This is a genomic window from Amycolatopsis sp. SID8362 (assembly GCF_010550475.1).
Lineage (GTDB): Bacteria > Actinomycetota > Actinomycetes > Mycobacteriales > Pseudonocardiaceae > Amycolatopsis > Amycolatopsis eburnea.
The window spans coordinates 1-1,694 of the sequence record NZ_JAAGNB010001686.1 but is presented as its reverse complement, the minus strand read 5'-3'; the positions used below and the strand labels follow the sequence as shown (position 1 = coordinate 1,694).

Annotated in this window: 2 protein-coding genes; one reads left to right on the top strand and one right to left on the bottom strand. The window is 72.6% G+C overall.

The window, feature by feature from the left end:
• A partial coding sequence (locus tag G3I65_RS51885) for a DHA2 family efflux MFS transporter permease subunit (protein ID WP_166641658.1) occupies positions 1-1,269 on the bottom strand: 1,269 nt, incomplete at its 3' end.
• A 166-nt stretch (positions 1,270-1,435) separates the two neighbouring features.
• On the opposite strand from G3I65_RS51885, the gene G3I65_RS51880 reads away from it, so the two are divergent.
• A partial coding sequence (locus tag G3I65_RS51880) for an MFS transporter (RefSeq protein ID WP_309236085.1) occupies positions 1,436-1,694 on the top strand: 259 nt, incomplete at its 3' end.

Genomic DNA, 1,694 nt, shown 5'->3' with positions numbered 1-1,694 from the left:
CGCGACCTGGACGCCGTCGCGGTAGACGCCGTTGAGCACGGTGCCCAGCACGGCGACGCCGATGGTGCCGCCGACCTGGCGCAGCACCTGGATCAGCGCCGAGCCGGCGCCCGAGCGCCCCTCGGTGAGCGCGCCCATCGCCATCGACATCAGCGGCGGCAGCGTGCACCCGGTGCCGAGGCCGATGACGACCTCCCAGCCGACGGTGCCGCCGTAGCCGTCCGACGGCGCCGTCCCCCACGCCAGGCCCGCCGCGAGCAGCAGGAACCCGCCGGTGACGACCACGCGCACCCCGACCGCGGCGACCAGCCGTTCGGCGATCTTCGCCGAGACCAGCATCCCGCCGATCAGCGGCAGCAGCCGCAGCCCGGTCTGCAGCGCGTCGGCGCCCTGCACGGCCTGGAACAGCTGCGGCAGCACGAACATCAGCCCCATCAGCGCGAAGGACGCCATGGTGGCGAGCACCGCGCCCCAGACGAACCGCGGTTCGCGGAACAGCGCGAGGTCGGTCAGCGGCGCGGCCACCCGCGTCTGGGTCCGGCAGAACACCGCGACCAGCGCGACACCGAGGGCGATCAGGCCGTACGTCACCGGGTCGGCCCAGCCGTGCTCGCCGGCGTGCACGAAGCCGTAGGTGAGCGCGACCAGCCCGGCGGCCGAGAGCGCGATGCCCGCGACGTCGACGCGCCCCTGGCCCGACCCCGGCGTCAGCGGCACGAGGAACAGCACCGCGGCCACGCCGACCGCGGCCAGCGGGACGTTGATGAGGAACACCGAGCCCCACGCGAAGTGGTCGAGCAGCCAGCCGCCGAGCAGCGGCCCGAGCGGGATGCCGACGAAGGTCGCCATGACCCACGTCGTCAGCGCCTTCGCGCGCTCTTCCGGCGGGAAGAGGATGTTGAGCAGCGAGAGCGACAGCGGGATGAGGAACGCGGCGCCGACGCCGAGCACGACCCGCGCGGCGATCAGCGTGCCCGGCGAACCGGCGTAGGCGCAGCCCAGCGACGCGAGCCCGAAGACCGCGAGCGCGCCGAGCAGGAGCTTCTTCGGGCCGAACCGGTCGCCGAGCAGGCCCGCCGGGAGCAGGAGCGCGGCGAGCGCCAGCGTGTAGGCGTTGCCGAACCACTGCAGCTGCGTGGTCGTGGCGCCGAGGTCGACGGCCAGGGTCGGCACGGCGACGTTGAGCACGGTCAGGTCGAGACCGACGGTCAGCAGGCTCACCGCGAGCGCGCCGAGGGCCCACCACCTGCGTGGATAGAGCTGAGTCATAGCGACCCCCAATTGATAGTTACTACCAAATGAGAGTAGCTCTCAAATTCCGTGGGCGCCAGAGCCGAAATTTTGTTGCACGCGCGTACCAAGCTGGGTTCTCATCGAGGACGTGCCACTGCAGCCGTACCGCCGGGTCCTCGCCGTTCCCCGCGTGTCCTCGACCATGGCCCTGATGTTCCTGGCGCGGCTGCCGATGACCATGAACGGCGTGATGATGACGCTGTACGTCGTCACCGGGCTCGGCCGCGGCTACGGCGCCGCCGGCCTGGTCGGCGCCGGCATCACGCTCGGGATGGCCCTCGGCGCGCCCCTGGTCGGCCGGTGCATCGACCGGTACGGGCTGCGCCCGGTCGTCGCGGTCTGCGGGATCGCCACGACGGCGTTCTGGGTCGCCGCGCCGCACCTGCCCTACGCGGCGCTCG